We start from the raw sequence: 23,891 nt of genomic DNA, 5'->3' as shown, positions 1-23,891 counted from the left end.
GCGGCCGGCTTAGTTGGCCGTCGCGGCGGCGTCCGCGGGCTTGCGACGGCGACGGCGGCGCCGGGCGGTCCCGGTGGCGGCGGACGGAGAGTCGGACCCAGAGCAAGAGCTCGTCTCTGGGGCTGCGTCACCACTGGCGGCGGTGTTGGTGCCCGGGTGCCCGGTGATTGGCTTGCCGCCACGGGTGCGACGCCGGCGCGAGCTGCTGCGCGCGCGTTGAGCCTTTTGGCCGGCTTTGTCGCCCGCGTCGGTTTGGCCGTCTGAGCGGCGTTTGACCTGCGATTTGCGCGCCGGGCCGACGGTGCCGCCGGCCTCGGCCGGGATGGCTAGTTCGGAGTACAGGTGCGGCGAGTTGGAGTAGGTCTCCGCTGGATCGGGGGAGCCCAGGCCCAGTGCCTTGTCGATCATCGCCCATCGCTCCAGCTCGTCCCAGTCCACCAGCGTGATGGCGACTCCGGTGCGGCCGGCGCGGCCGGTGCGCCCGATCCTGTGGACGTACATCTTCTCGTCCTCGGGGCACTGGTAGTTGATGACGTGAGTCACGTCGTCGATGTCGATACCGCGCGCAGCCACGTCGGTGGCCACCAGCACGTTGATGTCCCCGCCGCGGAACGCTTTGAGCGCCTTCTCGCGCGCTATCTGTCCGAGGTCACCATGAACGGCGCCCACCGCGAAACCGCGCTCGTTCAACTCGTCGGCCACCTTCTGCGCGGTGCGCTTGGTGCGGGTGAAGATCATCGTCGCGCCCCGGTCACGTGCCTGCAGCACCCGGCTGACCAGCTCGACCTTGTCCAAGGCGTGGGCGCGGTAAACGAACTGCTCGGTGGTGTCGTGCACGGCCAGGGAGTGCGGAGCCTCCGCCCGGATGTGAGTGGGCTGGTCCATGAAGGTGCGGGCCAGCGTGATGATCGGATCAGGCATGGTCGCCGAGAACAACATCGACTGCCGGTCCGCGGGAATCTGACGCAAGATGCGCTCGATGTCGGGCAGGAAGCCTAGGTCCAGCATCTCGTCGGCCTCGTCGAGGACCAGCACGGACAAACCGCCGAGCTGCAGGTGGCCCTGCTGGCACAGGTCGAGCAGGCGGCCGGGGGTGCCCACCACCACGTCGGCGCCCTTGTGCAGTGCCTCGATCTGCGGCTCGTAGGCCCGCCCCCCGTAGATGGACACCACGGTCAGCCGTCGCTCGTCGTCGGCGACGAGGTATTTCGCGGCGGTGGCGAGGTCATCGGTCACCTGCAGACACAGCTCGCGGGTGGGCACCACCACCAGGGCCCGCGGAGCGCCGGTGAGTGGCCGTATCCCGGTACCCGAGGAGATGCGCTGCAGCAGCGGAACGCCGAACGCGAACGTCTTGCCCATTCCGGTGCGGGCCTGGCCAATGACATCCTCGCCATTGAGTGCGAGCGGGAGGGTGAGTTCTTGAATAGCAAAGGGCGTCTGGATGCCCTTTTCGGCTAGTGCGCGGACAATTTCGTCGCGGACTCCAAGGCTGGCAAAAGTTTTCGGGGTTACTTCAGTTGTGCTTTTGAGTGCGGTCATACGTGGGTGCAAAACCTTTCGGTGACGGTATCGGTCGTGTGTCGGCGTTTCTCTGTCGCGGTTCACGCGCGCACGAGTTCCGACTCCGATACGTCGCCGAGGCGCCGGCTCCAATACACCATCCGGGCGGGCCAGCTACGTGCACGCACATTTCGCCGGTAGTGACGGCACACAGATGCAGCCACTACCTATACAAATGATAACTGGTCGCCAGCACGCTCCATTTCCTTTCCCGCTCGCCGACTAGAGTGTGGCCATGCCCTCGCCCTCATCCGCCGACCAGGTGGCCAACTCGCCTAGGCCCCGGCTGCCGGCGGATCATCCCGGCGTCAACGAGTTCTTCGCTTTGCTGGCCTACGGCGAGGTGGCGGCGTTCTACCGGCTTACCGATGAGGCGCGGATGGCGCCGAACCTGCAGGGGCGGATCTCGATGGCGAGCATCGCCGCCGCCGAGATGGGGCACTATGAGCTGCTGCGCGATGCGCTGGAACGTCGTGGTGTCGACGTTGTCCCTGCGATGTCGAAGTACGTGTCAGCGCTGGAAAACTACCACCGGCTAACCACCCCGAGCACCTGGCTGGAAGCCCTGGTGAAAACCTACGTCGGTGACGCCTTGGCCGCCGATTTGTATTTAGAGATCGCTGACGGGCTGCCGGACGAGGTTGCCGATGTGGTGCGAGCGGCGTTGTCGGAGACTGGGCACTCCCAGTTTGTCGTTGCCGAGGTACGCGCCGCGGTGACCGCCAGCGGCAAACAGCGCAGCCGATTGGCGCTGTGGTCTCGCCGTCTGCTCGGAGAAGCGATAACCCAGGCCCAGTTCCTGCTGGCCGACCACGATGAGCTGGTCGACCTTGTGGTAGCCGGTACCGGTGGCCTTAGCCAGCTCAGCGCATTCTTCGACCGCCTCCAGCACATCCACGATCAACGGATGCGTGAACTGGGTCTGGTGTAGCGCAGCAATGCCCGCTGGGTCAGCTGTTGGTGCCGTTGGCGCCGGCCGTGCCGAACACAGTCCCGCCGCGGCCACCGGCCGCTCCGGTCCCGTCGACCCCAGGGTGCGCGGACGGGGTTTTCGACCCGTGGCCACCGTTGCCGCCGCTCCCGCCATTGCCGACCAGCTGGGCTGCGCCGCCGGTGCCACCGTCGCCGCCGGTGCCGCCGTTACCGGCGGTGCCGGCGTTGCCAGACTTGCCGCCATTACCGGCCCCGCCGGCGCCGGCATTGCCACCTGCGCCGCCCGCGCCACCGTCTCCGCCGACGGAGCCGTCGACGCCGCCGTTGCCGCCTATGCCGCCGTTGCCGCCGAGTCCACCTGTGCCGCCTTGGCCGCCGTTGCCGCCGCCGGCGCCTCCAGCACCCCCGACGCCGGCGTTGCCGCCCTTGCCGCCGGTTCCACCAACTCCGCCATCGGAGCCGCCAGCGGTGCCACTGCCGCCGTTGCCGCCGTTCCCGCCGAAGCCCCCGTTACCGCCGAGACCGCCGGTGCCGCCGCCAATACCGCCAACGCCATCGCCGCCGACGCCGCCGGTCCCGCCCAGGGCGGCACCGGGGGCGACGGCGGCGACGGCGGCGCCGGCGGCGACGGCGGCAATGGCGGCGACGGCGGCGACATCGTCAGTCCAGGTTCGTTCGACCCAGACCTCGACAGTAGTGGCGGCGACGGCGGCAACGGCGGCAACGGCGGAGCAGGCGGCATCGGCGGCAACGGCGGCAAAGGCGGCAAAGGCGGCAACTTCGAACCCGGCGGCAAAGGTGGTAACGGCGGCAACGGCGGCACCGCAAACGGACCCACCAGCGTGGGCGGCACCGGAGGCAACGGCGGCAAAGGTGGGACCGGCGGCAACGCCGGTACCGTCGGTGATCTCACCGGCGTCGTCGGTGGCGTTGGTGGTGTCGGCGGGGCGGGTGGCACCGGTGGTGTCGGGGCAGCCGGCAGTGCCGGCGGGGCCGGAGGAACCGGAGGCGCGGCCTTCACTGCCGATGGCGGCGACGGCGGCAACGGCGGTAACGGCGGCGCCGGCGCCAACGGCGGTTTCGGGGGTAACGGCGGCGACGGCGGCGCCGGCGGGCTCGGGCCGAACGGCACCGCCGTCGGCGGAGCCGGTGGTGCCGCCGGCGTCGGCGGCAACGGCGGCGACGGCGGACTCGGAGGCGTCAGGGGTGCCGGCGGGAATTCCTCTGGCGCTAACCCCGGCGCAGACGGCATGGACGGCACTGCCGGCGCCGATGGTCTGGTCGGAGCCGACGGCTTCCCAGGCAATCCGGGTTAACGCCTAAACGGCCAACGCCGCCCGTGCGGCGGCATGTGTCCGCCGGGCGTGCCCGCCACCGAACAGCACCACGTGCGCCAACAGCGGAAAGAGCTGGCGCAGCCCAATGCGATTGCGCCACCCGGGTTTCAGCGATCGCACTCGCTGGTAGCCGGCGAGGATGGCGTCGAAATGCGGGCACCCGAACAGCGCCAGCATCGCCAGGTCGGTCTCGCGGTGGCCGGCGTGCGCAGCCGGGTCGATCAGCACCACCCCATCGGGCGTCCACATCACGTTGCCGCCCCACAAATCGCCATGCAGCCGGGCCGGCCGATCATCGTCGTCGAAATCGCCGGCACGGCAGCGGGCCACGACCGATTCGATCGCGCTGCGGGTCGAAGCATCCAGGCGCGGCGCCGCAAGCTCGGCCATCGGAACCAGCCGCTCCTCGGCGTAAAACTCGCCCCAACGCCGGTGCCGCCGCAGCGACATCGGCAACGGCTGCGATAACGGACCGAAGAAACCGGGCCCCTCCCAGCCGTCGGGTCCGGCCCCGAACGCCGGCGCGCCCGCGTCGTGCATGACGGCCAGCCGACTTCCGAACACCTGCGCCGCCTCGCGGCTCGGAGGCACCGAATCAAGCCGTCGCAAGGTGAGGCTGGTGGCGTCAGAAGAAAGGACCTGCGCGCAGGGCACGCCGCCGTCGACAGCCGAAAGCCATTGCAGCCCTGCGGCTTCCCAAGCAAAGTAGCCAGCTGGCGCTTCCGGGTGTTGCTTGACGAAATCAGTCACGCACCGGTAGTCACATGACTCGCATGCACATCATCCGCGGGCCGTGCCTCGGTCTGCTCCTTGGCCCAGCGGTAGTCCGGCTTGCCGGCGGGTGAACGCTTCACCTCGTCGACGAACCAAAGACTGCGCGGCACTTTGTATCCCGCGATCTCCGAACGCACGAACCTGTCCAACTCCGCCAGCGACGGCCGGCAACCAGCCCGCGCCTGCACAACGGCGGCCACATGCTGGCCGTAACGCGGATCGGGCACACCGACCACCAGCGCATCGAAGACGTCGGGATGACCCTTCAACGCCGCCTCGACTTCCTCGGGGTAAATCTTCTCGCCGCCGCTGTTGATCGACACCGAACCGCGGCCCAGCATGGTGACAGTGCCGTCCTCCTCGACCTGTGCGTAGTCGCCCGGAATGGCATAGCGCACACCGTTAATCGTGCGGAACGTCTCGGCGGTCTTCTTCTCGTCCTTGTAGTAGCCGACCGGGATATTGCCCTTCTTCGCGATGAATCCGCGCACCCCTGAACCGGGCTTCACCTCGTTGCCGTCTTCGTCGAGGACGACGGTTCGGTGGTCGATGGTCACCCGCGGACCACCGCTGTGCGGCGCGCCTGAGGCGACGATGCTGGTGCCACCAAAACCAGTCTCCGAGGAGCCAATTGAGTCCGTGATGACTCGATTGGGCAGCAGCTCAAGGAGTTTCTCTTTGATGCTTGGCGAGAACAGCGCCGCCGTGCTGGCCAACAAGAACAGCGACGACAAGTCGTAATCGTTTTCCGCCGACAGCGCGTCGAGCAGAGGACGGGCCATCGCGTCACCGGTAAAGAACAACAGATTCACCTTGTGTTCGTGAATCGTGCGCCACACCTGGTCGGCATTGAATTCCGGTGCCAGAACGGTGGTTTGACCCGAGAAGAGCGACATCCAGGTGGCCGACTGGGTGGCGCCGTGAATCATCGGCGGAATCGGGTAGCGGATCATCGGCGGATTCGCCGCCGCGGCCTTGGCCAGGTCGTACTCGTCCTTGACGAATTCGCCTGTCGCGAAGTCAGTTCCGCCGAACAACACGCGGTAGATGTCTTCGTGACGCCACATCACGCCCTTCGGAAAACCGGTTGTTCCGCCGGTGTAGAGCAGGTAGATGGCGTCGGCGCTGCGCTCGCCAAAGTCGCGATCGGCCGAGCAATCAGCGAAGGCCGAATAGAACTCGACACCGCCGTAGCGCTCAAAATCGCTATCACTACCGTCATCGACCACTAGAACGGTCTTGACGTTGGGGGTGTCCGGTAACACGTTGGCGACGCGATCGGAGTACAGGCGCTCGTGCACTAGCGCGACCATGTCAGAGTTGTCGAACAGGTAGCGCAGCTCGCCCTCGACGTAGCGGTAGTTGACGTTGACCAGGATGGCGCCCGCCTTGACGATACCGAGCATCGCGATCACGATCTCGATGCGATTGCGGCAGTACAGCCCGACCTTGTCGTCCTGCTGCACGCCCTGATCCATCAGGTAGTGCGCCAGGCGATTGGCCCTCTCCTCCAGTTGGGCATAGGTCAGTTGCTCATCACCGCAGATGAGGGCTACACGGTCAGGCACAGCGTCGATGGCGTGCTCAGCGAGATCGGCAATGTTCAGGGCCACGGCCACCAAACTAGAACGTGTTACATTTCTTGACAAGCGAATGCCCAATGTCGAGCACAAGGGAGCACCAGTGACCCAGGCATCAGCAAACGAATCCGGACCCTTGGAAGCGGACGCACTGGTCGAGCAACGCGGTCACACCCTGATCGTCACGATGAACCGGCCGCACGCCCGCAACGCGCTGAGCACCGAAATGATGGAAATCATGGTCCAGGCCTGGGACCGCGTCGACAAGGACCCCGACATCCGGTGCTGCATCCTGACCGGGGCCGGTGGCTACTTTTGCGCCGGCATGGATCTGAAGGCGGCAACGCAGAAGCCGCCGGGCGACTCGTTCAAAGACGGCAGCTACGACCCGTCGCGCATCGACGCCCTACTCAAGGGCCGCCGACTGACCAAGCCGCTGATCGCCGCCGTCGAAGGCCCGGCGATCGCCGGCGGCACCGAAATCCTGCAGGGCACCGACATCCGGATTGCCGGCGAGAGCGCCAAGTTCGGCATCTCCGAGGCCAAGTGGAGCCTGTACCCGATGGGCGGCTCGGCCGTGCGCCTCACCCGCCAGATTCCCTACACGGTGGCCTGCGATCTGCTGCTAACCGGACGGCACATCACCGCCGCCGAGGCCAAGGAGATGGGCCTGATCGGGCACCTAGTGCCCGACGGCCAGGCACTGACCAAAGCCCTCGAGATCGCCGAGATCATCGAAAACAACGGCCCCCTGGCTGTGCAGGCGATCCTGCGGACCATCCGCGAGACCGAGGGCATGCACGAGAACGACGCGTTCAAGATCGACACCCAGATCGGGATCAAGGTCTTCCTGTCCGACGACGCCAAGGAAGGCCCCCGCGCGTTCGCCGAGAAGCGCAAGCCCAATTTCCAGAACCGCTAGCCCCTTTGCGCCGAGCGTGCACCCACCGCCAAAAATCGGCCAATTTTTCGCGGTGGGTGCACGTTCGGCGAAGGCCGTCAGTCCCCCGGACCACACTCAAACGCCATGCGGGAACCATTCATCGGCAGCGAAGCCATCGCGTCGGGCGCATTGACGCCCTATCAACTACGAAGCCGATTCCGAGCGCTCCACCCCGACGTCTACGTCGCCCTCGGCACGGACCTCACCTCCACGACCCGCGCCCGTGCCGCCTGGCTATGGTCACGGCGGCGCGGAGTCATCGCAGGACAGTCCGCCTCGGCGGTCCACGGCGCCAAGTGGGTCGACCCGAGGCAACCCGCCCAATTGCAGTACGCATACCGTCGTCCGCCGACCGGCATCCGCACCTGGTCGGATCGCCTCGCGCCAGACGAGTTCCAGCTCGTCGGCGGCCTGCCCGTAACTACACCCGCGCGCACCGCCTTCGACCTCGCCAGCCGGTACCCGATCACCAAGGCGGTTGCCGCCATTGATGCATTAGCCCGAGCCACCAAGCTCAACATCACCGAAGCGGAAATACTCGCCAGCCGGTACAAAGGCCACCGCAACATCAGAGGGGCAAGACACACCCTGAAACTGGTCGACGCCGGCGCCGAGTCACCCCGCGAGTCTTGGCTCAGACTCCTGCTCATCGAAGCTGGCTATCCGCGGCCACAAACCCAGATCCCGGTCCATGGCGAGTACGGCGAGCTCGTCGCCATACTCGACATGGGTTGGGAGGACGTCAAAATAGCGGTGGAGTACGAGGGCGACCACCATCGCACCGACCGCCGGCAATTCAACAGGGACATCGCCCGTTTCGAGGCGCTGCCCGATCTGGGTTGGATCGCCATACGGGTCACGGCCGAAGACGTGCCGGGCGAAATCCGAAGACGGGTGGCAGCAGCCTGGGCACGCCGGGCTAGCCCAGCGGCGCGGTCGGCGTGAACACCACCGGCATCGACTCCAGCCCACTCACGAAGTTCGCCGGCCGCAGCGGCAACGCCGACTCAGCGGAGGCCAGCCGCAAATCCGGCAGCCGCTTGAGCACCTTGCCCGTCATGATCGACAGCTCCAACCGGGCCAGCTGATTGCCCAGACAGAAATGCGTGCCGAACCCGAATGCCAAGTGGCTGTTCGGGTTTCGTTGAATATCAAACTTCTCCGGCTCATCGAATACCGCTTCGTCGAAATTGGCCGACTCGAACAGCAGCATCATTTTCTCGCCTTCACGCAGCGCGGTGCCGTGAAAGTCCGTATCAGCAGTCAACACCCGGCACATGTTTTTCACCGGCGCGGTCCACCGCAGCATCTCCTCGATGGCGCCCGGAAGCAACAAGGGGTCTCGTTGCAGCAGGTCCCACTGGTCGCGGTTGCGCAGCAGCTGCTCAGTCCCCCCGCTCAACGTATGCCGCGTCGTCTCGTCGCCGCCGATCAAAATCAGCAGCGTCTCCATGATGAGTTCGTCGTCACTCAGCCGCTCCCCGTCGACCTCAGAACTCACCAACACGCTCACCAAGTCGTCGGTCGGCTCCTCCCGGCGCGCCGCAATCGTGCCTCGGGTGAAATCGTTGTAGGCGGCAAAGGCGTCCATGCTGACCTGGAAATCATCTTCGGACACATGCGAACTCAGGAATGTCACCAGATCGTCAGACCATCTCAGAAACATTTCCCGTTGCTCCGGACGCACCCCGAGCATGTCGCCAATAACGGCCATCGGCAGCGGCGCGGCCAGGTCGCGCACGAAGTCACACTCGCCGCGTTCGCACACCGCATCGATCAGCGTGTCGCACAACTCCCCGATCGATGCCTCTTTGTCCTTTACCCGCTTGCGCGTAAAGCCGGCGTTAACCAGCTTGCGCCGCAACAGATGTGCGGGATCGTCCATATCGATCATCATCGGCATGGCGGGCTGGTCGGGCCGGATGCCGCCGGCATTGGAGAACAGCTCCGGCTGGCGTTCGGCGTCGATCACGGCCTGGTACGTCGACGCCGCGGCCAGCCCATTGCGGTCCCGAAACACCGGCTGATTGGCGCGCATCCACCGATACGCCGCACGAGCTTCACGACTGCCGTAGAACGTGCCGTCGGTCAGATCCACGTCGGGCTTGATCTCAATCACGGCTTCAGTCATTCCATTCCTCCGCACTACAGTGAGCGTCATGTCCGTCTCGCAACACACCATTGCCGGCACCGTGCTGACCATGCCGGTCCGCATCCGCACGGCCAATCTGCACTCCGCGATGTTCTCCGTGCCCGCCGCCGCGGCGCAGCGTCTCATCGACTACAGCGGGCTCAACGTGTGCGAATACCTGCCCGGCAAAGCGATCGTCATGCAGATGCTGGTGCGCTACGTCGACGGGGATCTCGGGAAGTACCACGAATACGGCACCGCGGTCATGGTGAACCCGCCGGGCAGCCAAGCCAAAGGACCGAAAGCCCTCGGCAAGGCTGCCGCATTCATCCATCACCTGCCGGTGGACCAGGAATTCACCCTCGAGGCCGGCCGCACAATCTGGGGCTTCCCCAAGATCATGGCCGGCTTCAACGTCACAGAGGGCCGCAAATTTGGCTTCGAGGTCAGCGCCGACGGCCAGCTCATCGCCGGCATCGAGTTCAGCCCGGGCCTGCCGCTGCCGACCGGAAAATCGCAGGTGCTCAAGACCTACTCCCACCAAGACGGCGTCACTCGCGAGATTCCCTGGGAAATGAAGATCTCCGGCCTGCGTGCCCGACTCGGCGGCGCTCGCTTGCACCTCGGCGACCATCCATACGCCAAGGAGCTCGCCTCGCTGGGCCTGCCGAAGCGCGCGCTGATGTCGCAGTCGGCGGCCAACGTGGAGATGACCTTCGGCGACGCACACGCCATCTAAAGGCAACCCCATCCGGCCAATCTAGAACGCGTTCTAACGCCCTGGCAAGGCGCGGCCTACACTAACGCCGCAAGGTCCCGCACCTGCTCAACGCTGCGGGCAGCCACCACCATCATGGTCACGCCGGCGGCCTCCCAGGCGGCGATCTGCTTACGCACGTAGTCGAGATCGCCAACGATCATGGCGTCGTCGACGAGTTCGTCGGGGATGATTTCGGCGGCTTTGTCCTTCTGGTTGGACCGGAACAACTTGGTGACCTCGTCGACCACCTCCGCGTACCCCATCCGGCGATAGACGTCGGCGTGGAAGTTGGTGTCTTGGGCTCCCATGCCGCCCATGTAGAGAGCCAGAAACGGCTTGATGCCCGCGAACGCGGCCGCCCGGTCCTCGGTCACGACGATCTGCGCGGTCGCACAGATCTCAAAGTCCTCGCGGCTGCGCCGAGCACCCGGCCGGGCGAACCCCTCGTCCAGCCATTCGTTGTACATGTCGGCCACCCGCGGCGAATAGAAGATCGGCAGCCAGCCGTCGCAAATCTCTGCGGCCAGCGCCACGTTCTTCGGCCCTTCGGCGCCCAGCATGATCGGGATGTCGGCGCGCAACGGGTGAGTAATGGGCTTCAAAGCCTTCCCCAAACCGGTTGTCCCAGAGCCGGTCAACGGCAGCGGGTAGTGCGGGCCGTCGCTGGTCACCGGCGCCTCCCGAGCCCACACCTGCCGGATGATGTCAATGTATTCGCGGGTGCGCGCCAGCGGCTTCGGGAACGACTGGCCGTACCAACCCTCGACCACCTGCGGGCCGGACACACCCAACCCCAGAATGTGCCGGCCACCGGACAGATGGTCCAGCGTGAGCGCGGCCATCGCGCACGCAGTCGGGGTACGTGCCGACAGCTGCACCACCGACGTGCCCAGCCGCACCCGCTGCGTCGACGACCCCCACCAGGCCAGGGGTGTGTACGCGTCCGATCCCCACGCCTCGGCGGTAAACACGGCGTCGAATCCGGCGTCCTCGGCCGCCGCTACGAATTCCGCGGTGTTCTCCGGCGGTTGCGCGCCCCAGTACCCGAGCTGCAGTCCGAGTTTCATCCCTGCCTCCTCGAGGCCCTCACAAAGGGCCTAGTTGAAACCATTCTTAGAACCTGTTCTACTCGAAGGCGTGACAGCCAGCTCGAGCGGCCCGACCCTGATCGATCCCCCAGAGCCGCCTCTCTCTGCCCCGTTGACGTTGTCCTTCGACTACACCCGTTCGGTGGGTCCCACGCTCGGCAAGTTCTTCACCGCATTGCGTGAGCGCCGCATCTTGGGGGTGCGCGGATCCGATGGTCGGGTACATGTGCCGCCGGCGGAATATGACCCGGTTACCTATGAACCGCTGGGCGAGATGGTACCGGTGGCCAGTGTCGGCACCGTCACCTCCTGGACCTGGCAGCCCGATCCGCTGGAGGGCCAGCCGTTGGACCGCCCGTTCGCCTGGGCCCTGATCAAGCTGGACGGCGCCGACACAGCCATGATCCACGCCGTGGATGTGGGAGCCGCAGGGCCCGACGCCATCAGCACCGGCGCCCGGGTCCACGTGCACTGGGCCGACGAGACCGTGGGCGCCATCACCGACATCGCGTACTTCGTGCTCGGCGAGGAGCCCGAGCCCGTCCAGGAGCACGAAACCGACCGGGACCCGGTCACCATGATCGTCACGCCGATCCAGCTGACCATCCAGCACACCGCCTCGCACGAGGAAAGCGCCTACCTGCGCGCCATCGCCGAAGGCAAACTGCTCGGCGCGCGCACCGGCGAAACAGGAAAAGTCTATTTCCCGCCGCATGGCGCCGACCCGGCCACCGGCCTGCCGACCACCGAGTTCGTCGAGCTGCCGGACAGGGGCACGGTGACGACGTTCGCGATCATCAACATCCCTTTCCAGGGTCAGCGCATCAAGCCGCCGTACGTAGCGGCCTACGTATTGCTCGACGGTGCCGACATTCCGGTCCTGCACCTAGTTGCCGACGTCGACGCGCATGAGGTTCGGATGGGCATGCGCGTCGAAGCGGTGTGGAAACCACGCGAGGAGTGGGGTTTTGGCATCGACAACATCGAGTACTTTCGGCCCACCGGAGAACCGGACGCCGACTACGACACCTACAAGCACCACCTGTAAAGGGCCTACTCGCAAATGAGCACTCGCAATGTCGCGGTGGTCGGCTTCGCCCACGCCCCGCATGTCCGCCGCACCGACGGCACTACCAACGGCGTCGAGATGTTGATGCCCTGCTTCGCCCAGCTCTACCAAGAGCTGGGCATCAGCCAGAAAGACATCGGCTTCTGGTGCTCGGGATCTTCGGATTACCTTGCTGGACGGGCGTTTTCCTTCATCTCGGCGATCGACTCGATCGGCGCCGTTCCCCCGATCAACGAGTCGCACGTCGAGATGGACGCGGCGTGGGCCCTCTACGAGGCCTACATCAAGATCCTCACCGGCGAAGTCGACACCGCGCTGGTGTACGGCTTCGGCAAGTCCTCGGCGGGAATCCTGCGACAGATCCTGTCGCGGCAGACCGACCCCTACACCGTCGCCCCGCTGTGGCCGGATTCGGTGTCGATGGCCGGGCTGCAGGCCCGTATCGGCCTGGACCAAGGCAAGTGGACGCACGAACAGATGGCACAGGTCGCCCTGGACTCGTTCGCCCAAGCAGATCGCAACGACTCCGAAAAGCCGGCCAAGAGCATCGACGAACTGCTCGAACGACCCTTCTTCAACGATCCGCTGCGGCGTCACGACATCGCCCCGATCACCGACGGCGCCGGCGCCATCGTGCTGGCAGCCGACGACCGTGCCCGCGAATTGCGCGAAAACCCGGCCTGGATAACGGGATTCGAGCATCGCATCGAGTCACCTTCGCTCGGCGTGCGCGACCTCACAATCTCGCCGTCAACGGCCAGCTCCGCACAAGCGGCCACTGGCGGCAACACCGACACGATCGACGTCGCCGAAATCCATGCGCCCTTCACGCATCAACACCTGATTCTCGCCGAGGCCATCGGATTGCCCCAGACAACCAAGATCAATCCCTCCGGCGGCGCACTGGCGGCCAACCCGATGTTCGTCGCCGGACTGGAGCGCATCGGTTTTGCGGCACAACACATCTGGAACGGCACCGCGAATCGGGTGCTGGCGCACGCCACCAGCGGCCCCGCGCTGCAACAGAACCTGGTCACGGTCATGGAAGGACAGCAATAATGGCGCGCCGGCGACGATGCAGAGCGCAGCGATGAGGAGGAGCGGCGCCGATGACTAAGCAACTTGCCGCGGTGCTTGGTACCGGGCAGACCAAGTATGTCGCCAAGCGCCACGACGTTTCGATGAACGGCCTGGTGCGCGAGGCCATCGATAAGGCGCTGGGCGATTCCGGCTCCACGTTCGACGATATCGACGCCGTCGTGGTCGGCAAGGCACCCGACTTCTTCGAGGGCGTGATGATGCCGGAACTGTTCATGGCCGACGCCATGGGCGCAACCGGCAAGCCGCTGATCAGGGTACACACCGCGGGTTCGGTCGGTGGATCCACCGCGGTAGTCGCGGCCAGCCTGGTCCAGTCCGGCAAGTACCGCCGCGTGCTGGCGATAGCCTGGGAGAAGCAGTCGGAATCAAATGCCATGTGGGCCTTGTCGATTCCGATTCCCTTCATCAAGCCGGTTGGTGCGGGCGCAGGTGGGTATTTCGCTCCGCACGTGCGGGCCTATATCCGCCGCTCGGGTGCGCCGACGCACATCGGCGCCATCGTCGCGACCAAAGACCGGCTCAACGGGAGCCGAAACCCGCTCGCGCACTTACAGCAGCCCGACATCACCCTCGAGAAGGTGATGCAATCCCCCATGCTGTGGGACCCGATCCGCTACGACGAAACCTGCCCGTCCTCGGACGGTGCCTGCGCGGTCGTCATCGGCAACGAGGACATCGCGGATGCACGTCTGGCGCAAGGACATCCGGTGGCCTGGATTCATGCCACCGCCTTGCGTACCGAGCCGCTGGCGTTCTCCGGACGCGATCAGGTCAACCCGCAGGCCGGCCGCGACGCCGCCGCCGCGCTGTGGAAGGCGGCCGGCATCACCAGCCCGATCGACGAGATCGACGCCGCCGAAATCTACGTGCCGTTCTCCTGGTTCGAGCCAATGTGGCTGGAAAACCTCGGATTTGCCCCCGAGGGCGAAGGCTGGAAACTCACCGAAGCGGGCGAGACCGCGATCGGCGGACGGCTGCCGGTCAACCCGTCCGGCGGGGTGCTGTCGTCCAACCCGATCGGCGCATCCGGGCTGATTCGCTTCGCGGAGGCGGCAATCCAGGTGATGGGCAAGGGCGGCGATCACCAGGTGCCCAATGTTAGAAAGGCACTCGGGCATGCCTACGGCGGTGGCTCGCAGTATTACTCGATGTGGGTAGTTGGAAAGGACAAGCCGTGACCGGCCGGTTGAAGTACACCTGCAGCATCGCCATGGGGCCGATCGACCAGCTGGTCGGCATCGCCAAGACCGCTGAGGAAGTCGGGTTCGACTCGATCGCCTTGCCCGACTCGCTGTTCTTCATGGAGAAGGCGGCCGCCGACTATCCGTACACCCCCGACGGGTCGCGGATGTGGAACGAAAACACCCCCTGGGTCGACCCGTTGATCGCCGCCGGCGCGATGGGCGCCGTGACCTCGACGCTGCGGTTCTACACCAATGTGCTGAAGCTCGGATCCCGCAACCCACTGCTGCTGGCCCGCCAGGTCAGCTCGGTGGCCAATCTAACCAATAACCGATTCGGCTTCGGCGTCGGAATCGGCTGGGCACCAGAGGAATTCGAGTGGTGCGGAGTCCCGTATAAGCGGCGTGGCGCGCGAGTCGACGAGATGATAGACGTGATCAAACTGGTGCTGGCCGGCGGCATGGTCGAATTCCACGGCGAATTCTTCGATTTCGACCGGTTGCAGATGAGCCCGGCTCCCAGCGAGCCGGTGCCGTTCTACGTCGGCGGGCACACCGACGTGGCGCTGCGGCGCGCGGCCCGCATCGGCGACGGCTGGACCAGCGCGATGATGACCGGCGACCAGCTGGCGGAAACCATCACCAAGCTCAACGAATTGCGCGCCGAATACGGCCGCGCCGACCAGCCGTTCGAATTTCAGGCGGTTTGCATCGACAAGTTCGGCGTAGACGGTCATCGGAGGCTCGCCGAGATCGGGGTCACCGACAACATCGTGATCCCGTGGGTCTTCGACGGCCTGGGCTTCGACGCGCCGCTGGACAAGAAGCGAGAGTCGCTGAAACGCTTCGCCGACACCTATATCCACTCGGGCTGGCAGGACACATGACCAACCTCGCCCACCAAGCGGGCTGCCGCTCCCGAGCAGCGGTCCAAGCCCGCGACAAGGAAGCCTGGTTGGCGGTATTCGCCGACGACGCGATCGTCGAGGATCCTATCGGGCCATCGGCTTTCGATCCCGAAGGCAAAGGGCACCGGGGCCGCGATGCGATCTCGGCCTTCTGGGACCTGGCCATCGCGCCCACCAGCAAGATCGAGTTCGTCTTTCGCGACGCCTACCAGTGCGGCAACGAGGAAGCCAACGTCGGACACATCCTCATCACGACGGGCGGATACCAGATCACCGCCGAAGGCGTGTTCACCTACAAGGCCAACGACCAAGGTCAGTTAGTGGCGCTGCGCGCCTACTGGGACATGGACAAGGCCGCCGCAAGCAGCCGAAAGATCTAACGCCGACTGTGAATCTGGAAACGCGACACGCCGATCCGAATATCGTCGGACCTACAGCAGCGCGTCGAAGAACTCATGGAGTGCAAGTCGCTGCGCACATGCGGTGAGCGCGCGGGCAGCAGGGGATCCTGGTCCGGCCGCGTTGGTCGCGAAGGCGATCGGAACGTTAACGGCTGGATCGACCAATGCGACCGCACGGATCCCTCGTCCCGTCGGAGTCATCCACAGCCAAGTGTGCGGCACGATGCACGCAAAGTTGGCAGTCGAGACCTGTGCGAATAGCGAAGCGACCGAGTCCGTTTCGACCTGCGGGTTGACGGTGATGCCGTGACCTGCGAAAGTTTCGTCGACGATCTGACGGTCCCGCATATCGGCCGTGAGCAAAGCCAATGGCAGTTGTGCCGCGTCCTGCCACGTCAGCGTCGACGCATCAGGTGGCAACATTTCTACCCGCGCCAACACCACATATTGCTCCTCATAAAGAGGCACCAGATCCACGTCGTGGCTGTCGTCAGAAGTGGGGTGCACGATCGCGGCGTCGAGTTCGAAGTCGCGCAGCCGGCGGTACAGCTCGGTGGTCGCCAGTCGGGAACAGATCTGCACCTTGGCCAACGGGTGCGCCGAACAAAACGCAGACAGCAAAAGAGACGCCGTCGTCGAGGCCGTAGGAATCGTGCCTAGCCGGAGCGAGCCGGTGATCCCGGACCGTACCGCGCGCACCTCGGCCTTGAACGCATCATGTTCGGCCAGGATCCGCTTCGCCCACACCACCAACCGCTCCCCCTCGGGAGTGAGGCCCTCAAAATTGCGTCCGCGATGAATCAAGGTGACATTGAGCTCGCGTTCGAGCTTGGCAATCGCGGCGGAAAGTGCCGGTTGTGACACGTAACACTGTTCGGCTGCCCGAGCGAAGTGCCGCTCCTGGGCCACCGCCACGAAGTACTCCAATTGACGGAAGAGCACCCCCACCTCCTCGGCCTTCACTCACTGAACCTGCGGCTAGGCGTCACTACCCAGCCAGCCAATTCACAACGCCCTGCCAGCACGCATTACGCCTCCCAGCGGCGAGCGCGCGGCCCACGCTAGCCAAGAAACTGCTAAACCAGCAACGCGGAGCCAATACTCGATTTCTAATCGACAATAAATCAAATTTATCGATGCGAAATCTTCTCAAACGTGGCGTTCGCCGGACGCCCGCAGCGCATATTTCATGAAATGGGCCGCACAGTTTGGCCCGCGAGCCGTGCGACTGTTGTAAAAAAATTCGACACAGCCCAGGTCGCGCTATTTTGACCCTGCCATGTCAAACTATTCGACAATCAGCACGCTCTGGTGACGTTTCCCCATCGTTACAGCAATCGGTTACGTCTCAACACTTCTCCGCTCCGGCGCCCTGCGTAGCGCATGTCGACCAGCCAGGCCGGCTCGATGTTCAAGAAGAGGTTTCGTCGTCGATAAACATCATTTCATTGATGATAAAAATCGAGTATTGACCCGAGTTGCAAGCCCAGCAGTTTCGTGGTTAACGTGGGCCGTGCGCCGGTGGCTGTAATCGTCTCTATACATATTCGCTGCCGCTATTCGTCGGGTCGCGGGATAGCCCGCCGCCATGTCTCCATATGGAGTGACGGAAGGAGGTGATCATATGTCGCACGAAATCCTATTCACCGAGCACGAGACTCTCCACGGGTTGTCTTTCCCAGTGCTTTTCATAGCAGACGGCGGCATCGACTAACTGGCAACGTTGCCGGGCGACACTACGGCCGGCAGGGATGTCACCGCCCCCAGGTGTTGAAGATCCCTGCCGGCCGTCCCCGCCAAGTGTGAAATCGCTGAAATCTGCTGGGAGCAAGGAACATCTGGTTATGTCGGAAGTGTGTGGGCTTGTCGTTGGTGAGGTGGTGGGTCCGGATTGGTCGTATTGGCCGGCGCGGGTTTTGGGTCATGCAGATCCTTTGACCATTGGGCATCGGACGGGGACCCATCGGGTGATCTCTCCGGAGCAGACGTGGCTGGCTGTGCAGCCCGCGTTGCAGCTGGCGGGCATCACCCGGGTGGCTGACGTGACCTGGCTGGACGATATTGGCATTCCCACGGTGCAGGCGGTACGCCCGGCCTCGCTTACGTTATCGGTCAGTCAGGGAAAGGCCGCCACATACCGCGCCGCCCAGGTCTCTGCGGTGATGGAATCGCTGGAAACGTGGCACGCCGAGAACCTCATTGCCGACCTGTTGTCGACGGCGACAACGGATCTGGAATGGGAGTTGACGTATGATCCGGCGGACCTGCGCCGCTCGGCCGGCAGCCTCTATCACCGCCGGACAAAGCTGGACTGGATGAAGGCGACGACATTGCTGACCGGTCGCCAAACCTGGGCACCGTGGTCAGTTGTCGCGGTCAACGTGGCGGTCAGCGACACCTGGGATCCGCCGATGTTTGCCATGGACACAACGGGATTGGCCTCGGGCAACAGCTATCACGAGGCCACCCTGCACGGGTTGTACGAAATCATGGAACGCCACGCCCTCGCCAGCGCCGAGCCCGGATCGACGCTGTTCGAGGTGCCATATGACGATGTCGCCGATTCGGATTGCGCCCAGCTGGTCGAAATGATTGACCGAGCCGGAAGCCAACTACAGATCGCGCGAATCGACACCTGGGACGCCTTCTATTGTTTTTCCGCCGAACTGACATCACCCATGACCGAAGTTCCATTCTGCGGTCACGGCCTGCACCACGACCCCAACGTCGCGTTATCGCGCGCGATCACCGAAGCCGCCCAATCACGCTTGACGGCCATTAGCGGAGCCCGCGAGGACCTACCCGCCGCGCTCTATCAGCGGTTCGCCCAAATACACACCTATGCCCCGGTCCAGCGGTCCCTGCAGTCGATGCCGACCGCTACTCCAACACCGTGGCATATCGAGTGCACCGACTCGCTCAACGAGCTAGTGACCTCGGCGGCAACCGCGATCGCAACCCGCTCCGGCACTGAACCACTGGCGGCGGTCTGCGACTTCCCCGACGCGTGCATTCCCGTCGTCAAAGTCATCGCCCCCGGCCTCACAGCATCGCACGGATCCCCGATGCGTACCCCACTACAGGAGCTAACATGACCAACAGCGGCAGGTTTGTCGTCACGGCCGGGCCCACGATCAGCGTCGCAGACATCCGTGCCATAGCACCCAACGCTGAAGTCCTGCCACCGATTTCATTTGGTGAGGCCCTTGGATACGGGTTACAGCCGGGCGACACCTTACTGATTGTCGACGGACTTTTCTACCAACGCCCCTCGGTACGCCATAAGGAACTGCTCACCCTGATCGACGACGGAGTACGAGTTGTCGGCTCCTCCAGCATGGGAGCGTTGCGCGCGGCCGAACTGCACCCGTTCGGCATGGAGGGCTACGGCTGGGTCTTCGAGGCCTACCGCGACGGAATCCTAGACGCCGACGACGAAGTCGGCATGGTCCACGGCGATCCCGAAGACGGCTACCCAGTCTTCGTCGACGCCCTGGTCAATATCCGCCACACCGTGGCACGTGCCGTCGAATCCGGTGTGTTGCCTGCACCATTGGCCAACCAGCTCATCGAGACCGCCCGTCGTACGCCGTTCACCATGCGCACCTGGGACCGGTTGCTCAATGCGGTCGGCATGCCCCGAAGTCGTGATCTGACAAACCAATTGCAGTCATTGCGGGTCGACATCAAACATGCCGACGCCGTGCTCGCACTCCAACAGGTCCTCAACGGTCAGCCACACCGCGCCACCCGGCCCGGCCCACCCCCCACCAACTGGTCCCATCGCTGGCAACAACGTTGGGCACCATCCACGCCCGTGTCTATAACAAGCGATGATGGCGGCCAGTCCGTTGTCCACATCCGGGACCTCGACGTCTTGTCCATGCTCAGCGCATGCCGCTTACATACCCGGCGTTCGACTTCATGGGGCCCGCAATATGCGCACGATTTCACGGGTTTGCAACTGGCGATAAATCCATTCCCGCGACTGTTGGCATATTGTTTGTGTCGCAACGAGCGTTAACTACCGCGACCTGTATCCGGAGCCGCCGCCGCCCGGGATGGTGCCATCCTGCGCCGAGGGCGGCGTGCTGGGCATCATCTGCGCCTCGATCGCGTCGGTGATGGGCACCGAGGCGATCAAGTTGCTTACCGGGTTGGGTGAGCCACTGCTGGGCCGGCTAATGATCTACGACGCGCTGGAGATGACCTACCGCACGATCAGGATCCGCAAGGACCCGTCCACGCCCAAGATCACCGAGCTGGTAGATTACGAGCAGTTCTGCGGTGTGGTGTCCGACGATGCCGTGCAAGCCGCCAGCGGCTCCATCATCACTCCCCAGGAATTGCGCGAGATGATGGACCGCGGCAAAAAGCTGGCCCTGATCGACGTTCGCGAGCAGGTTGAGTGGGACATCGTGCACATCGACGGCGCTGAGCTCATCCCGAAGTCGTTGATCAGTTCGGGTGAGGGCCTGGCCAAGTTGCCTCAGGACCGCACTACGGTGCTGTACTGCAAGACCGGTGTGCGCTCAGCCGAGGCGTTGGCCGCGGTGAAAAAGGCCGGTTTCTCCGACGCGGTCCACCTGCAGGGCGGGATCGTGGCCTGGGCCAAGCAGATGCAGCCCGACATGGTCATGTACTGAGCACCGGTTAACCTCCGACTGTTGGTCAACGCCAGCTTCAATTCACCTGTGAGCAGGCCCGATAACTGCTAGTTGTGACGTATTAGAGAACGGATATTGGACCGCTGGGTTGGTTCCAGACATGGTCGTATTGGCGGGCTGATTCGTGTCCCGGAAGGAGCGTGCTGGGTAATGGCCAACGCATACGTGATGTCTTTTGGGTTCCCGACCCGAGGAACCAGCCTAGAGCTTGCGCTTTCTGTCGCACTAGTGACGTTTCGGATACTACTAACCCCGAACGGCGCGGGCAGCGTTCGCGCCGGTACCGGGAAGGTAATGGGCCGTGGTGCTTTCGCCGCGCGAACCTGGTCTTGATCGCTTCGCCGACAATCGTTAGAAGTTGGATCCGGTGGCCGCCGAAAATGAAACGCATGACCACCGCTGGCGCTGATCCAGTCGCTACTGCCGAGTTGTCGTGCCGGATGGCGGTAGTCCTTCCAGCCCGTTAGATCGTCTCGTCTCGACCAGCTCGGCGCATTCTGATCCCGCAACATCATCGAGCGGCACCTCGAACAACGTCGTCCCAAGCTCGGCGGTGGCCATACCGTGTCGCAACATCGCTCCTCTTCCCTTCGTGATCAGGCATCAACCTGGTCACTGGGACGGGGCGGGATCTCATGCACCGAGGTGACGAGATCCCGCCGGCGACAGCTTGCGATACCACACCCGTTTAGTCGGCCGGGTTGTCAGAGACGAACATGGCTGTATTGAAGAACGCGTACGCCGATTCGTCCTCTGTAAACAGGAGTTCGTGGGTCACATGATCACCCCCTTCGGTGGCTCTTATCTATCAACTCCGCGCTATTCGGCTCTATCCCCGGGACGTATAACAGGTAGACAACCAGGACGAAACGCGGACTCCCCACCAGTAGGAGCCACGGTGCTCGCCGATGGGAAGGTGTGGTGCGGCCCCAGATGACCGACTTCGAAGGCCGGCGGCTGGTCATCGACGATGGCGACAGCGAATGAGCTGGCGACGGTATAAAACGCGTCCTCGGTCATGAGACCGCGCCTAGCCAATTCGATGCGGTCCACCGTCGTTCCCATCGCTGGCCGAAAAGGCACTTTGAGTTGCATCGGATCGGGCCGGCGCAGATTCAAATGCAGCTTGCAACAGGCTAATTCGTCAGGCCTCGCCAAGGCCCGGCCGGTCGTGAGGCGCCATTCGGGGAGGCGTGGATCGTCGCGCAGCAGCTCGAGGAAGTGCTGAGCGGCCGGCAGTGACGGGCTGGAGAACAACGTGCGGGTGATCAGTCGGGCCGAGATGGCAATGATAGAAAAGTCCGTCGACGATGAGCAGAGTATCGCCCGCCCGCAACCCGTACCCAAAAGCATCGCTGAACGAAATCGGTAGCACCACTTCGGCATTGGGCATTACCACCCGGACATCGTCGGGACTGATGGTGGGCCCTGCAGTGACGACGATCCGTCCGCCGCCAGTCATGCTTGGCCCTGCAATGGCATGCGCATCGGCGAAGTGCATGTACAGCGAAATACCCCACCATTAGAGGCTGGCGTCACCAGGATTTCCGGCTGTGTCGTCCCAAGCACGCGCTTTCCCCAAAGAGTTCGAGCACTTTCTCGGCGATGATGCGAGCTGCAAGCGATCGAAAACTGCTGGCAGGTCATGTCATCCACTAGTCGCATCGCACTACCTGCGACTAGCCATAGCAGGACACAACACCTGCGCCGTAACCTCAACGCATTAAATCGCTCAATTCTTAAGACGAGATGGGACAAACTTCCCGCGACACCGAGCCACTGCGACGTGGCGTGTACAAAATGTCCCGATCCAAACCGTGGCAAGGTGCAACACGCCCAACGCGGAATCCGTGGCATAGCAGTGGCTGTCAGTACTGGCTCGCGAGGCGATCCGAGACAAGGGTTGCGCTGTGACCAACACCACGCATATGTTCTCTGTATACCCTGGTAGGGTATATCTACATTTCGCTGATTCGTTCCTGCGCACTGCGGGAAGGTGTGAGCTAGGTCGACTATATGGCGATAGGAGCAACGCTAAGTATGAAGACCCCGAAGCCCTCGAGGTGGGTTTCGAAGCGAGCACGCGGACCCGTCGACACTGATTCGGTGCCGCTGCAGCCGATCTCGCCAGGACTGGTGCCCACATCGGCAATGCCTTGGCCGGGTGGCTCACCACGATGAAGCTCCACAGGTTTGTGCGCACCGCCATCGTGCCACCAGACAACATGCCCATCACACGCCCGGCATTGTTCGCGTTCCTTGCGATCACAAACCTTCTTGGTATCGGTTTGGTGCTGCTCTTTGTCACTGTGGCCATTCCGGCGCCCAATGTGTTTGCCCCAAGCGTCGCATGGATCTCCGAAGAGGTCGCGCCGGTCTACGTCATCGCGGCCATCGCGTTGGGCTGGATGTGGATGACCAAACGTATCCTTGGCGTATTGCGTTGGAAGACAGGCGATCAGCCGCTGACGGCGGAGGACCAACGTAACGCCTTCCTGGCGCCGTGGCGCTTGGCCTTGGTTCCGGTGGTGTTGTGGATTTTCGGAAACTGTCTGTTTGCCGTGCTTTTCGGAAGTGTGAGCTACCGCTATATCCCAAAGTTGGTCTTCGGGATCAGCTTTAGCGGCATGATTTTGTCGGCGAGCTGCTATTTCTTCGCCGAGTTGATGCTTCGGCCGGCAGCTGCGGTGGCACTCTCGGCGGGTCGGCCAGCTCGCCGTTTTGGCCCCGGGGTGATGGGCCGTGCCACGGTGTCGTGGCTGTTGGGGTCCGGTGGGCCACTGATCGCCATCGTTGCGGCCGTGGTATTCACGCTGCACCAAAGCCAGATGACCGTCACCGAACAGGGACTAATCGTGTTGCTGCTGGGGGCGGCGGCGTTCGTCTTCGGATTCGCCACCAACCTGATCGCCGCCTGGTTGACCGCGACCTCGGTTCGCGTGGTGCATTCGGCCCTACAACGGGTGGAGGCTGGCGACTTAGACTGTCGGCTAGAAGTTTTCGACGGCTCCGAGCTTGGCGAGCTGCAACGCGGATTCAACGCAATGGTTGAAGGGCTACGCCAACGCGAACGCGTTCGTGACCTGTTCGGCCGCCATGTCGGACGCCACGTCGCCGCGGCGGCCGAGGAGCAACAAACCGAACTCGGCGGCGAAGAGCGCCATGTAGCAGTACTTTTCGTCGATATCATTGGCTCCACCCGCTTGGTCACGTCCAGGCCGCCGGCCCAGGTCGTGGGACTGCTCAACCGGTTCTTCACCGCAATTGTCGCAGAGGTCAACAGCCGTCAAGGCTTGATCAATAAGTTTCAGGGCGACGGGACGCTGGTGGTCTTCGGCGCCCCGGTGCGGGTCGCTTCACCAGAGTCGGACGCACTGGCCACCGCCCGTGCGATCGCACGGGCGGTGGCCAGTGCGTCCGACTCTGGTGAAGCGACCCGCACCGGGGCGCCGGCG

At 64.0% G+C, this 23,891-nt stretch carries 18 protein-coding genes and 3 pseudogenes; 14 read left to right on the top strand and 7 right to left on the bottom strand.

Features of this window, described 5'->3' with window-relative positions:
- Positions 1 to 9: 9 nt before the first annotated feature.
- Complete coding sequence (locus MSIMFI_RS09185) at positions 10 to 1,542, bottom strand: DEAD/DEAH box helicase (RefSeq protein WP_191496977.1); 1,533 nt, start codon at positions 1,540 to 1,542, stop codon at positions 10 to 12.
- A gap of 256 nt (positions 1,543 to 1,798) precedes the next feature.
- On the opposite strand from MSIMFI_RS09185, the gene MSIMFI_RS09180 reads away from it, so the two are divergent.
- On the top strand, positions 1,799 to 2,494 hold the full coding sequence (locus tag MSIMFI_RS09180) for a ferritin-like fold-containing protein (protein WP_186242011.1): 696 nt from the start codon (positions 1,799 to 1,801) through the stop codon (positions 2,492 to 2,494).
- A gap of 127 nt (positions 2,495 to 2,621) precedes the next feature.
- Positions 2,622 to 3,812, top strand: a complete 1,191-nt coding sequence (locus MSIMFI_RS28905) for a hypothetical protein (protein ID WP_191496976.1) — start codon at positions 2,622 to 2,624, stop codon at positions 3,810 to 3,812.
- Positions 3,813 to 3,815: 3 nt separating this feature from the next.
- Here the strand turns inward: MSIMFI_RS28905 and MSIMFI_RS09170 are convergent, their stop codons facing one another.
- Together MSIMFI_RS09170 and MSIMFI_RS09165 are read right to left on the bottom strand one after the other, a co-directional pair.
- On the bottom strand, positions 3,816 to 4,583 hold the full coding sequence (locus MSIMFI_RS09170) for a fructosamine kinase family protein (protein ID WP_191496975.1): 768 nt from the start codon (positions 4,581 to 4,583) through the stop codon (positions 3,816 to 3,818).
- Complete coding sequence (locus MSIMFI_RS09165) at positions 4,580 to 6,226, bottom strand: acyl-CoA synthetase (RefSeq protein WP_191496974.1); 1,647 nt, start codon at positions 6,224 to 6,226, stop codon at positions 4,580 to 4,582. The genes MSIMFI_RS09170 and MSIMFI_RS09165 overlap by 4 nt, the downstream gene beginning before the upstream one ends.
- Before the next feature lie 34 nt (positions 6,227 to 6,260).
- Here MSIMFI_RS09165 and MSIMFI_RS09160 point away from each other — a divergent pair, with 34 nt between their 5' ends.
- Both MSIMFI_RS09160 and MSIMFI_RS09155 read left to right on the top strand, forming a co-directional pair.
- Positions 6,261 to 7,109: a crotonase/enoyl-CoA hydratase family protein gene (locus tag MSIMFI_RS09160; RefSeq protein ID WP_191496973.1), complete on the top strand. Its 849-nt coding sequence runs from the start codon at positions 6,261 to 6,263 to the stop codon at positions 7,107 to 7,109.
- A 105-nt stretch (positions 7,110 to 7,214) separates the two neighbouring features.
- Positions 7,215 to 8,075, top strand: coding sequence for a hypothetical protein (locus tag MSIMFI_RS09155; protein WP_191496972.1), 861 nt, complete (start codon positions 7,215 to 7,217; stop codon positions 8,073 to 8,075).
- Here MSIMFI_RS09155 and MSIMFI_RS09150 read toward each other — a convergent pair.
- Entirely contained in the window at positions 8,050 to 9,261 is a 1,212-nt protein-coding gene (locus MSIMFI_RS09150) for a cytochrome P450 (RefSeq protein WP_191496971.1), read from the bottom strand. The genes MSIMFI_RS09155 and MSIMFI_RS09150 overlap by 26 nt on opposite strands.
- A 28-nt stretch (positions 9,262 to 9,289) precedes the next feature.
- On the opposite strand from MSIMFI_RS09150, the gene MSIMFI_RS09145 reads away from it, so the two are divergent.
- A complete protein-coding gene (locus MSIMFI_RS09145) occupies positions 9,290 to 10,000 on the top strand; it encodes an acetoacetate decarboxylase family protein (RefSeq protein ID WP_191496970.1) in 711 nt (236 codons plus the stop codon).
- Between the two features lie 56 nt (positions 10,001 to 10,056).
- Here the strand turns inward: MSIMFI_RS09145 and MSIMFI_RS09140 are convergent, their stop codons facing one another.
- The gene (locus MSIMFI_RS09140) at positions 10,057 to 11,088 is read right to left on the bottom strand and encodes an LLM class F420-dependent oxidoreductase (protein WP_191496969.1); all 1,032 of its coding nucleotides are present in this window, start codon (positions 11,086 to 11,088) and stop codon (positions 10,057 to 10,059) included.
- Positions 11,089 to 11,158: 70 nt separating this feature from the next.
- Here MSIMFI_RS09140 and MSIMFI_RS09135 point away from each other — a divergent pair, with 70 nt between their 5' ends.
- From MSIMFI_RS09135 to MSIMFI_RS09115, 5 genes are read left to right on the top strand one after another with little or no spacing between them, the layout of a single operon-like run.
- Positions 11,159 to 12,157: a Zn-ribbon domain-containing OB-fold protein gene (locus MSIMFI_RS09135; RefSeq protein ID WP_191496968.1), complete on the top strand. Its 999-nt coding sequence runs from the start codon at positions 11,159 to 11,161 to the stop codon at positions 12,155 to 12,157.
- Between the two features lie 15 nt (positions 12,158 to 12,172).
- A complete protein-coding gene (locus MSIMFI_RS09130) occupies positions 12,173 to 13,237 on the top strand; it encodes a thiolase domain-containing protein (protein WP_191496967.1) in 1,065 nt (354 codons plus the stop codon).
- A 50-nt stretch (positions 13,238 to 13,287) separates the two neighbouring features.
- Positions 13,288 to 14,457 (top strand): thiolase domain-containing protein, encoded by a 1,170-nt coding sequence (locus MSIMFI_RS09125; RefSeq protein WP_191496966.1) that lies wholly within the window; start codon positions 13,288 to 13,290, stop codon positions 14,455 to 14,457.
- Between the two features lie 8 nt (positions 14,458 to 14,465).
- Positions 14,466 to 15,347: a TIGR03619 family F420-dependent LLM class oxidoreductase gene (locus tag MSIMFI_RS09120; protein WP_191498100.1), complete on the top strand. Its 882-nt coding sequence runs from the start codon at positions 14,466 to 14,468 to the stop codon at positions 15,345 to 15,347.
- Positions 15,344 to 15,748: a nuclear transport factor 2 family protein gene (locus MSIMFI_RS09115; protein ID WP_191496965.1), complete on the top strand. Its 405-nt coding sequence runs from the start codon at positions 15,344 to 15,346 to the stop codon at positions 15,746 to 15,748. Before MSIMFI_RS09120 ends, MSIMFI_RS09115 begins: the two co-directional genes overlap by 4 nt.
- 51 nt (positions 15,749 to 15,799) lie before the next feature.
- On the opposite strand, the gene MSIMFI_RS09110 is transcribed toward MSIMFI_RS09115, so the two are convergent.
- Positions 15,800 to 16,711: a LysR family transcriptional regulator gene (locus tag MSIMFI_RS09110; protein WP_191498099.1), complete on the bottom strand. Its 912-nt coding sequence runs from the start codon at positions 16,709 to 16,711 to the stop codon at positions 15,800 to 15,802.
- A 902-nt stretch (positions 16,712 to 17,613) separates the two neighbouring features.
- Here MSIMFI_RS09110 and MSIMFI_RS09105 point away from each other — a divergent pair.
- From MSIMFI_RS09105 to MSIMFI_RS09095, 3 genes and pseudogenes are all read left to right on the top strand, one after another.
- Entirely contained in the window at positions 17,614 to 18,864 is a 1,251-nt protein-coding gene (locus MSIMFI_RS09105; RefSeq protein WP_191496964.1) for a YcaO-like family protein, read from the top strand.
- Positions 18,861 to 19,661 (top strand): annotated as a pseudogene (locus tag MSIMFI_RS09100) (TfuA-like protein); the annotation flags it as partial. The gene MSIMFI_RS09105 and the pseudogene MSIMFI_RS09100, both read left to right, overlap by 4 nt.
- 124 nt (positions 19,662 to 19,785) lie before the next feature.
- A pseudogene (locus MSIMFI_RS09095) lies at positions 19,786 to 20,415 on the top strand (rhodanese-like domain-containing protein); the annotation flags it as partial.
- 840 nt (positions 20,416 to 21,255) lie between these two features.
- Here the strand turns inward: MSIMFI_RS09095 and MSIMFI_RS09090 are convergent.
- Positions 21,256 to 21,726: pseudogene (locus MSIMFI_RS09090) on the bottom strand (hypothetical protein); the annotation flags it as partial.
- 887 nt (positions 21,727 to 22,613) lie between these two features.
- On the opposite strand from MSIMFI_RS09090, the gene MSIMFI_RS09085 reads away from it, so the two are divergent.
- Positions 22,614 to 23,891 (top strand): adenylate/guanylate cyclase domain-containing protein (locus MSIMFI_RS09085; RefSeq protein WP_191498098.1); only part of this gene is annotated, 1,278 nt, incomplete at its 3' end.

Source organism: Mycobacterium simulans (assembly GCF_900232995.1).
In the GTDB taxonomy this organism is placed as follows: Bacteria; Actinomycetota; Actinomycetes; order Mycobacteriales; family Mycobacteriaceae; genus Mycobacterium; species Mycobacterium simulans.
The sequence above is the reverse complement of the archived record's forward strand: the minus strand, read 5'-3'. Positions and strand labels throughout refer to the sequence as shown.

Excerpts from the sequence above, each read along its gene's own strand:
- MSIMFI_RS09125 (WP_191496966.1), top strand. The coding sequence starts at position 13,288 with ATGACTAAGCAACTTGCCGCGGTGCTTGGTACCGGGCAGACCAAGTAT.
- MSIMFI_RS09160 (WP_191496973.1), top strand. The coding sequence starts at position 6,261 with ATGCCCAATGTCGAGCACAAGGGAGCACCAGTGACCCAGGCATCAGCA.
- MSIMFI_RS09115 (WP_191496965.1), top strand. The coding sequence starts at position 15,344 with ATGACCAACCTCGCCCACCAAGCGGGCTGCCGCTCCCGAGCAGCGGTC.
- MSIMFI_RS09180 (WP_186242011.1), top strand. The coding sequence starts at position 1,799 with ATGCCCTCGCCCTCATCCGCCGACCAGGTGGCCAACTCGCCTAGGCCC.
- MSIMFI_RS09105 (WP_191496964.1), top strand. The coding sequence starts at position 17,614 with ATGTCGGAAGTGTGTGGGCTTGTCGTTGGTGAGGTGGTGGGTCCGGAT.
- MSIMFI_RS09150 (WP_191496971.1), bottom strand. The coding sequence starts at position 9,261 with ATGACTGAAGCCGTGATTGAGATCAAGCCCGACGTGGATCTGACCGAC.
- MSIMFI_RS09130 (WP_191496967.1), top strand. The coding sequence starts at position 12,173 with ATGAGCACTCGCAATGTCGCGGTGGTCGGCTTCGCCCACGCCCCGCAT.
- MSIMFI_RS09185 (WP_191496977.1), bottom strand. The coding sequence starts at position 1,542 with ATGACCGCACTCAAAAGCACAACTGAAGTAACCCCGAAAACTTTTGCC.
- MSIMFI_RS09145 (WP_191496970.1), top strand. The coding sequence starts at position 9,290 with ATGTCCGTCTCGCAACACACCATTGCCGGCACCGTGCTGACCATGCCG.
- MSIMFI_RS09155 (WP_191496972.1), top strand. The coding sequence starts at position 7,215 with ATGCGGGAACCATTCATCGGCAGCGAAGCCATCGCGTCGGGCGCATTG.
- MSIMFI_RS09140 (WP_191496969.1), bottom strand. The coding sequence starts at position 11,088 with ATGAAACTCGGACTGCAGCTCGGGTACTGGGGCGCGCAACCGCCGGAG.